The sequence below is a fragment of the Occallatibacter sp. genome, from assembly GCF_049510455.1.
GTDB lineage: Bacteria > Acidobacteriota > Terriglobia > Terriglobales > Acidobacteriaceae > Telmatobacter.
Genome location: NZ_JBEKYX010000136.1, coordinates 1 through 8761 on the forward strand (window position 1 = coordinate 1; position 8761 = coordinate 8761).

The window sequence follows — 8761 nt, forward strand, 5'->3', positions numbered from 1 at the left end:
CTCCAGACGATGACCGCCTTGCGTGGCTTGCGCTCACGCTTACGCCCGGCCTTGGTCCACGCCGCATTCTCGAAGGCATGCGCGAGCTGGATGCGGCCAGCGGCATCTTCCGCATGACATTGACGGAGCTTGAGGGGCTACGGTTTCCGGCGGAATCCGCGCAGTTTATTTTTGACGGAAAGGCGCGCCGCGCCGCGGAGGAGGAGTGGTCTGCTGTTGCTGCGCAGGGAGCGCGGATTCTCACCTTTGAGTGCGCTGCTTACCCGGAGCGGCTGAAGGAGATCTACGATCCGCCTGCTGTGCTCTGGGTGCGCGGCGATGCCGGCCTGCTTGCTCGCCACTCGATTGCGGTTGTTGGAACCCGGCATCCATCCCCGTACGGCTCAGGCATGGCGGAGCTCCTTTCGCGCGATCTCGCAGCACGGCGCATTCTTATTTCGAGCGGTATGGCGCGTGGCATTGATACCTGCGCGCATAAGGGCGCGCTTGCTGCGCACATGCCGACGCTGGCTGTCTGGGGAACGGGTATTGACGTGATTTACCCGAAGGAGAACAAAAAGCTGGCGGAGGATATTCTTGCGTGCGGCGGAGCGATTGTCAGCGAAGTGCCGCTTGGCACATTCCCCGCGCCACAAAACTTCCCTCGCCGGAACCGCATTCTCAGCGGGCTTAGTATTGGTGTTCTGGTGGTGGAAGCATCGGAGAACTCCGGCACGCGCATTACCGCGCGCTGCGCTTCTGAGCAGAACCGGGATCTCTTTGCTGTTCCCGGCAACGTGACGAACAAGGGCGCGTGGACCCCGAACATGCTCATTCGGCAGGGAGCTAAACTTGTCGCCACCTGGGAGGACGTCTGGGAGGATTTGCCTTCGCAGGTCCGTATCGAACTTGAGTCCGCAGCCCATTCTGCATCCAAATCGGAGGCCGCTGCATCTCTATTGCCTGACCCGGTACTGAGGCCGGAGGAAGCTCTGGTGCTGGAAGTCATACGGGCAGACGAGTCGCTCCAGATGGATGAAATTCTGGATCTTATGGATACTCAACTGACTTCCTCGGAAGTGTTTACGGCCCTTTTCGAGCTGGAGATGGCGGGCCGGATCCGCTCCCTGCCGGGCAAGAATTATGTGCGAGTTCTGTAAGGACGGATTTTCTTAATCTGCACAAAGCCAGGAATTTTTTTTGCGTAGGTTTTCTTACGCAAAAACCCTTTTGCGTGTAGGGTGTTGGCATCGGGGTGCGGAGAAATTTGCATCCATCGGAGTGGAAACCGGGTTGCCATCCGTGATAGCTTCCAATTTTCGCGTCCAATTTTGAAGAAGCATCAGAACTCCGGCGCGGAGATGGCACTGCCGCGTGCAGCGTGTGAAAGTTTTACTCATGACAGAAACTTCGGAACCGAGTCCAATGGTTCCGAACAGGGTTAGCAGGAAAGAAGCCGAGTACTCAATGGCAATAAAGAACGCAACGAAGAGCGCAACGGGAAACGCAACGAGCGCAAATATCAAATCTCTCGTGATCGTCGAATCGCCCGCGAAGGCCAAGACGATTGAAAAGTACCTTGGCAAGGGCTTCGAGGTCCTTGCCTCAGTGGGCCATATTATGGACCTGCCCAAGAACGATCTGGGCGTGGAGCTTGAGAACCGCACCTTTGAGCCGACGCTCGAAGTTTCTCCTGGCAAGGAAAAGGTTGTGGCGCAGCTCAAGAAGGCTGCGGCCAAGGCCGACCAGATCTTCCTGGCGCCTGACCCGGATCGCGAAGGCGAGGCGATTGCGTACCATCTTGCGCTGCAACTTGGGAAGACCGCAGCCGATAAGAAGAAGATTCGCCGCATCACGTTTAACGAGATCACGAAGAAGGCCGTGCAGGAGGCGTTTGAGCACGCCCGCGATGTGGACCAAAATCTCGTTGACGCGCAGCAGACGCGCCGTGTTCTCGACCGGCTTGTGGGCTATCAGATTTCGCCGCTGCTGTGGGACAAGGTGCGCCGTGGACTCTCGGCGGGCCGCGTGCAGACCGTCGCTGTGCGCCTGATTGTGGAGCGTGAGCGCGAAATTGGCGCATTCAAGCCGGTGGAGTATTGGAACATCGATGCGATTCTGCAATCGCCGGGATCGGCATCGAACAAATCGCAGCCGGAGACCTTTACGGCACGTTTTGTCGGCATCGATGGCGAGACGGCCCGCGTGGCCAACGGCAAAGATAAGGATGGCAAGGATCAGTTTCTTTCAAACGCAGTGGCGGATGAAGCGACGGCGCGCGCCGTTGTGGATGCGGCAATGCAGGCGCAGTGGACGGTTCGCTCGGTAGAAAAGAAGGAGCGCAGGAAATTCAGCTCGGCTCCGTTCACCACGAGCACGCTGCAGCAGCAGGCGTCCTCCAGGATGGGCTTCAATGTGCGCCGCACCATGGGCGTGGCGCAGCGTCTTTATGAAGGCGTGGATCTTGGTGCTGAAGGCACGACCGGCCTTATCACCTACATGCGCACAGACTCGACGCGTGTTTCCCCCGAGGCGATAGCAGGAGTGCGTGAGTATGTGGGCAAGGAGTTTGGCGGAGCGTATCTGCCCGCGCAGCCCAATGCCTACAAGTCCAAGAAGGATGCGCAGGATGCGCACGAAGCGATCCGTCCGACGGACCCATCGCGTCATCCTGACAGCGTAAAGCGCTTCTTGTCCGGTGAGCAATTTAAGCTTTACCAGCTCATCTGGCAGCGGTTTACGGCTTCACAGATGACGCCCGCTGTGTATGACGTGACCACCGTTGAAATTGATGCGGTGCATGGCAAGACATATAACTTCCGCGTCTCCGGTTCGGTGTTGAAGTTTGACGGATTCCTGCGCGTTTACCAGGTGGAAGACGATGAAGAAGAGATTCTGCCGGAGATTCCGAATGGCGCAAAGCTTTCACTTGCGACTGCGACGCAGTTGAAGAAGCTTGCGGAGCGGGATAAAGCTGAGAAGCTGGAGCGCGCCCACAAAAAGTATGCGGCGGACACGGCACGAATTGAGGCGCGGAATGAGCGCGCACCGGATGGCGCGGAGCCTGAAGCGATTCCGGATTTTGTTGAGCCGGATACGGCGCTTGCCGTGCGGCCTGCAGCCGTAGACACGGTGCAGAAATTTACCGAGCCGCCGCCGCGGTTCAATGAAGCCTCACTGGTAAAGGTGCTGGAGGAACGCGGCATCGGTCGTCCATCGACGTATGCCTCGATCATCAACACAATTCAGGATCGCGAGTATGTGACGAAGATCGCCAATCGTTTCTATCCGACTGAGATCGGCATGGTAGTTTGCGACCTGCTGGTGAAAAACTTCCCGTATATCTTTGACCCGCAGTACACTGCCAGGCTGGAAGAAGAGCTGGACGACATTGAAGACGGCAAGGAGAAGTGGACCGATCTGCTGAAGGGCTTCTACAACTACTTTGAGGAAGAACTCAAAGACGCTGAGAAGCACATGGAAAGCATCAAGCGGATGGAGCAGATGACGGACGAGAAGTGCGAGCTGTGTGGTTCGCCGCTCGTGCTCAAGTGGGGTAAGTTCGGCAGCTTCTACGCCTGCTCGGCTTACAACAAGAAAGATCCGACATCCTGCACGTTTACTAAGGAGAACACGGCTAACAAGCCCGACCTGAATACGCCGGAAGCGCAGGAAGCGGCGGAGCAGGATGAGTATTGCGAGAACTGCGGCAAGGTGATGATCATGCGCCGCGGCCCGTTTGGCATGTTTCTGGCATGTCCGGATTACAACGCCGATCCGCCGTGCAAGACCTTCCGCAAGCTGAGCCAGAAGCAGCAGCAGAAGCAATCTGTGCCTCAGCCTACGGGCGAAGACTGCCCGGCGTGCGGCAAGCCGCTCGTTCTGCGCCAGGGAGCGTACGGCGAATTTGTCTCCTGCTCGGGCTATCCGAAGTGCAAGTACGTGAAGCAGAACCTCATCGAGGGTTTGAAGTGCCCGAAGTGCGGCACCGGCGACATTGCCGAGCGCAAGGCCCGCAGGGGAAATCTCTTCTGGGGCTGCACAAACTATCCCAAGTGCGACTTCACTTCGAACTACAAGCCTGTAGCAGAGAAGTGTCCGGACTGCGGCAACTCGTACCTCGTCGAGCGGACCTTCAAGGATGGCGTTTATCTCGTCTGCCCGAATCGCGGCGAGAAGCCTGAAGAAAAGGAAGCTCCAGCGGCCAAAGCCTCTGCTGCAAAGAAGCGCGGCAAGAAGGCCTCTGAACCCGAGCCGGCCGGCGTGGGTGCATACCACTATGCCACGCGCATCGGCGATGCGCCGCCTCCGCCGACGGCGAAGACTCACGGCCCGGTGACGGAGAAGGCTGGAGAAAAGAAGGAGCTGCAGCCCGCATGACGATGGGGCGACAAATTCTGCATGAGCGCGAAAGACATCGTCATACTTGGCGAACCGAGCGGTGCAGGGAAGACGACTGCGGCTCGCGCTCTGTTGCGCGACGCCTTGCAAGGCATCGTCTTCCTGAATGCAGATGAAATAGCGCGCCAGATTTCGCCGTATGACCCAGATTCGGCCGCTCTCACGGCCGGGCGCGTTTTCATCAAACGAATGCGGGATTTAGTTCGTCGGGGAAGCAGCTTCGCATTTGAAACCACATGCTCCGGCAAGTCATATATCCGTCTTTTGGCGCAATGCAAACAGGATGGATGGCGGATTACGTTGTTTTACTTCTGGCTGCCATCTCCCGAATATTCAATCGAGCGTGTTGCAAGACGAGTGCTCCAAGGGGGGCATCACATTCCTACGGATGTGATCTATCGCCGGTATAAAGCAGGCATATCCAATATGCGTCATCTTTATCTACCGCTGGCGGATGAGGCGGAAATATTCGATAATTCCGATAAGGAGCGTCGATTGATCGTTGTGAAGCGAAAGAGCGTTGATATTCAGATTCTGGATACTGTACGCTGGGCCGTGATTGAGGGGATCGCTCAATGAAACACATGACGTCTGAAGAGATTCACGAGGCTATGCATCGCGCTCTTGAAATCGTTGATCGCCAAATCGCTGACGGTACCCTCGACCAGTCAGGCCGCTTCTACAGCGACGAGGAACTCGAAGCGCAGCGCGCAGCCCTTGCTGCTGGTAAAGCCGCTCAGAAATCCAAAGTTTCGGCTGCATAAAATTCCCGCTTTTGCCGGTCGAGCGTCTAGGATGGCATGGACGGACCATGACCACCTTCTACGACGCTGTTGCTTATCCAAGCTTTGCATTTCCTCTCACTCATCCCGGCAATTTCGCCGCAATGGCTATTCTGCATGGGCATAACCCTGCGCCAGTTGCTAACTGCCGCGTGCTTGAAATAGGCTGCGGTGAGGGCGCCAACCTCATTCCGATGGCGTATGCCATTCCCGACGCTCGATTCACCGGATTTGATCTTGCGCGCCTGCCGATTGAGCGCGGCCAACAGCGCATTGTTGAGCTGGGCCTCACGAACATTCGCCTTTTTGAGGCGGACATTCTCAACATCGGGCCTGAGCTTGGGCAGTTTGACTACATCGTTGCGCATGGCATTTATGCGTGGGTGCCTGAGCCGGTCCGCAACCGCCTGATAGCGCTCTGCGCAGAGCTGCTGGCTCCGAACGGCGTGGCATTTTTCAGCTATAACGCGCTCCCCGGTTGTCATATTCGCCGCATTGTTCGCGATGCCATGCTGTTCCGCTCGGAAGGTATTGCCGATCCGAATGAGCGCGCCGCTACCGGCGTCGAATTCCTCCAGTTCCTTCACAAGGCTCGAGGCGTGGATGACGCTTACTCTAGACTGCTGCTTGGCCAGTACGAATACCTCAGCGAGCGCGACCCGCACGCCACCATCCATGATGAGATCGGTGAGTCTTACCATCCTGTTACTTTTCTTGATTTCGTCGGCCATGCCCGAGCTCACGGACTTGATTACCTCAGCGAGGCTGCTCTTCCGCCGCCTGGTGATCCGGGATACCGCTCCGAAGTTCAGGCCGTACTTGAAGAGATCGCCGGGCCTGATCCTCTGCGACAGGAGCAGGCGCTCGACTATGTCCGCGCTCGCATTTTTCGTGAAACCCTGATCACGCATGCCGAGACTGATTCCGGCTCGGGGCGCATTCTGGACCCCAATCCGGCGCATCTGCCTCATCTGCTCTTTGCTTCAGCCGCCATTTCGTCACCCGGTGAGGCCGCCGGGGCCACTCGCTTCACTCTTTCCTCTGGCGCACGCACTGACATCAACCATCTTGCCGCTGTCGCCGTGCTCTGCGCTTTGGAGGCGGCCTGGCCGCTCGCACTCAACCTGGACGAACTCTGCCGGCAAACCGCCGGCTCTGGGTTTACGCCGGACGAGACCGGCCTTCGCCTGATCCTGCGCCTTGTCATCTCGCAACTCGTCGAACTTCGCGCCTGGAACGTGCCAGCCGTTCGCGTGATCTCAACACATCCACGGGTTTCTGCCTGCGCGCGCCAGGAAGGCCGCATACATGCCCGTACATCTACCCTCCTCCACACCACTGTTGCTCTGGAGAACCCGCGTTTTCGCGCGCTTCTGGGCCTGCTGGATGGCACGCGTGACCGCAAGACCCTGGCCGATGCTCTTCAGGCTGCTTTTCCTGGCGAGCCGCGCGACGGGCTTGAGCAGGGAATTGAATCAGGTTTGCAGTTTCTGCTGCGTGCAGGCCTGCTCGAAGCATGATTTTCACTACCCCGGCTCTCATCCGTTACCATCATTCGCGGAGGCTTTATATGGAAAGTGTTCTTGCCAGCCCGGCTGATGCCGACATCATTCTCAAGCTTTATGATCTGCGCCGCGAAGCCGTTCTGCGCGAAGCTCGCAAATGGGTGCTGGGGGAGTTCTGGCCCACCACCGCAGAAGAATATTTTGCCGTCGCAGCCAACTCCGCGCATCCGCAGAACCCTTATGTCCGGCAGGTCAACTCTTACTGGGAGATGGCGGCGGCCTTTGTGCTGCACGGGGCTGTCTCGGCCGATCTCTTTGTGGATTGCAACCAGGAGGGATTTTTTCTGCTGGCCAAATATGCGTCGTTCCTTGAGGACATTCGCAAGCGCCAACCGCACTTCCTGTCCAAAACATCCGAACTGGTGAAGCGGTATCCAGCCGCCGCCGCTCGCTACGAGATAGCCTGCAAAAACGTAGGGAACATGCTGGCCGCTCGCCAGCAGGCTGCGCCCAGCGCATCTCCGCAATATGCTTACCCGGCCAAGCCCTAGAAATTTACATTTCAGTGACATGGCAGGCTTGCTCAAAGCATCCCGACGGGAGCATGATGATAAGCGAAACTTCGTTCGGCAAAAATTCTGGAGGCTTTAAGTGAAACGTATACTCACCCTTGCTGCCGCTGTTCTGTCCCTTGCTTCTGTCTCTGCTTTTGCGGCTGACGGCAAGCTCACCGGTTATATCTCTGACTCCATGTGCGCGGCCAAGCACATGGGCACCGGCGCCGCATGCGTCAAGAAGTGCATGGATGGCGGCGACTCTCCCGTTTTCGTCGATGCCGCCAGCAAGACCGTCTACAAGATTGACAATCCGGATGCCGTGAAGGCCTTCTGGGGCGCCAAGGTGGACGTTTCTGCCGCGACCAGCGACGACAAGAAGTCCGTCCACATCAGCTCGATCGCAGAGGCAAAGTAGGTTCTTTTCCGGGGCTGGCTCTCGACCCATTGCGCGACTTCTGCTAATGTCGTATGGACTCTGCCGGTGACCGCGCCAGCGGTCATCGGCAAATAGTTCTTGATATTGGATAAACCGATGGCGAAAGCAATCTGGAATGGAAAGGTCATTGCCGAGAGCGATGGCACCGAAACTGTTGAGGGAAATGTCTATTTCCCGGAATCCAGCATCAACCGCGAGTACTTCCGCTCCTCCAGCAGCACCTCTACGTGCCCCTGGAAGGGTCAGGCCCGCTATATGAGCCTTGTGGTCGATGGCCAGGATAATCCTGACGCCGCATGGTACTACCCGGACCCTAAGCCTGCCGCCCGTAAAATCAAAGGATTCATTGCTTTCTGGCGCGGAGTTGAAGTGGAAAAGTAGGTTTTGATCGTGCGTGCAGCCTCAGCTTTTGCAGCCGTTTGCCTGACAATTTTCCTTGCCGGCTGCTCGGGCCATAAGGCTGTCACATCTGCTCCGGCTGCCGCTCCCACACTTGCCGGAGACCCGGCGCACCCCGGCGCGACCCAGGGTTGGGTGGACACAAAGCTTTACTTTGGGCTGGGTCCCGCAGACCACCCCGAGCAGGGCATCGGCGAAGCGCGCTGGCGGGAGTTCCTCGACCGTGAAGTGACGCCGCGCTTTCCGGACGGCCTGAGTGTCCTGGACATCTACGGACAGTGGCAGGGCAAAAGCCAGAGTTCTCCCGAGCGTCTTCACACCAAGTGCCTTGTGATTGATTACCCAGACACTCAGCCCAACCTCGACAGGATCGAGGCCATCCGCGCTGCCTGGAAGAAGATCACTGGCGACCAGTCCGTCATGCGCGTTACCCAGCCCGCCGACGTCTCTTTCTAAGCGCCTAGAGCATCTCTCCCGAAGGTATAAAGTTCGGACACCCACCCTCGCCGCGTATTTGTTTTGCGGCCAGGCTGGGATCGCTCCACAGCAAGAGCAGAACTGCCCTAGTCCCTAGTCCTTCGTCCCTAGTCCTTCGTCATTACCAAAGTCCACCACCCTTTCGTAACCCCACTTCCTTCAGAAACTTTGCATGCAATTAACCCCATTTATGCTTTACTCAGAATCAGCAGAAGAAAGAGCTAC

At 57.6% G+C, this 8761-nt stretch carries 9 protein-coding genes; all 9 read left to right on the plus strand.

The window, feature by feature from the left end; all coding sequences use genetic code 11:
• The coding region (dprA, locus tag ABSG47_RS19120; RefSeq protein ID WP_424171558.1) for a DNA-processing protein DprA at nt 1–1139 on the plus strand (1139 nt) is incomplete at its 5' end.
• Between the two features lie 307 nt (nt 1140–1446).
• Nucleotides 1447–4359, plus strand: coding sequence for a type I DNA topoisomerase (topA, locus tag ABSG47_RS19125; RefSeq protein ID WP_424171561.1), 2913 nt, complete (start codon nt 1447–1449; stop codon nt 4357–4359).
• 21 nt (nt 4360–4380) lie between these two features.
• Nucleotides 4381–4959, plus strand: a complete 579-nt coding sequence (locus tag ABSG47_RS19130) for an ATPase (RefSeq protein WP_424171564.1) — start codon at nt 4381–4383, stop codon at nt 4957–4959.
• A 5-nt stretch (nt 4960–4964) separates the two neighbouring features.
• On the plus strand, nt 4965–5144 hold the full coding sequence (locus tag ABSG47_RS19135; protein ID WP_424171567.1) for a hypothetical protein: 180 nt from the start codon (nt 4965–4967) through the stop codon (nt 5142–5144).
• A gap of 47 nt (nt 5145–5191) precedes the next feature.
• Entirely contained in the window at nt 5192–6682 is a 1491-nt protein-coding gene (locus ABSG47_RS19140; RefSeq protein ID WP_424171570.1) for a methyltransferase regulatory domain-containing protein, read from the plus strand.
• Nucleotides 6683–6732: 50 nt separating this feature from the next.
• Nucleotides 6733–7218: a DUF4760 domain-containing protein gene (locus tag ABSG47_RS19145; RefSeq protein WP_424171573.1), complete on the plus strand. Its 486-nt coding sequence runs from the start codon at nt 6733–6735 to the stop codon at nt 7216–7218.
• Nucleotides 7219–7318: 100 nt separating this feature from the next.
• On the plus strand, nt 7319–7639 hold the full coding sequence (locus ABSG47_RS19150; protein WP_424171576.1) for a hypothetical protein: 321 nt from the start codon (nt 7319–7321) through the stop codon (nt 7637–7639).
• Between the two features lie 117 nt (nt 7640–7756).
• Nucleotides 7757–8041 carry a DUF427 domain-containing protein gene (locus tag ABSG47_RS19155; RefSeq protein ID WP_424171579.1) on the plus strand — a complete coding sequence of 95 codons (285 nt, stop codon included), beginning with the start codon at nt 7757–7759 and terminating at the stop codon, nt 8039–8041.
• Between the two features lie 9 nt (nt 8042–8050).
• Complete coding sequence (locus ABSG47_RS19160) at nt 8051–8515, plus strand: DUF3574 domain-containing protein (RefSeq protein ID WP_424171581.1); 465 nt, start codon at nt 8051–8053, stop codon at nt 8513–8515.
• Nucleotides 8516–8761 lie beyond the last annotated feature (246 nt).

What these genes read in the sequence shown, in the direction of transcription:
- topA (WP_424171561.1), top strand. Translation starts at nt 1,447, where the DNA reads ATGGCAATAAAGAACGCAACGAAGAGCGCAACGGGAAACGCAACGAGC.
- ABSG47_RS19130 (WP_424171564.1), top strand. Translation starts at nt 4,381, where the DNA reads ATGAGCGCGAAAGACATCGTCATACTTGGCGAACCGAGCGGTGCAGGG.
- ABSG47_RS19135 (WP_424171567.1), top strand. Translation starts at nt 4,965, where the DNA reads ATGACGTCTGAAGAGATTCACGAGGCTATGCATCGCGCTCTTGAAATC.
- ABSG47_RS19140 (WP_424171570.1), top strand. Translation starts at nt 5,192, where the DNA reads ATGACCACCTTCTACGACGCTGTTGCTTATCCAAGCTTTGCATTTCCT.
- ABSG47_RS19145 (WP_424171573.1), top strand. Translation starts at nt 6,733, where the DNA reads ATGGAAAGTGTTCTTGCCAGCCCGGCTGATGCCGACATCATTCTCAAG.
- ABSG47_RS19155 (WP_424171579.1), top strand. Translation starts at nt 7,757, where the DNA reads ATGGCGAAAGCAATCTGGAATGGAAAGGTCATTGCCGAGAGCGATGGC.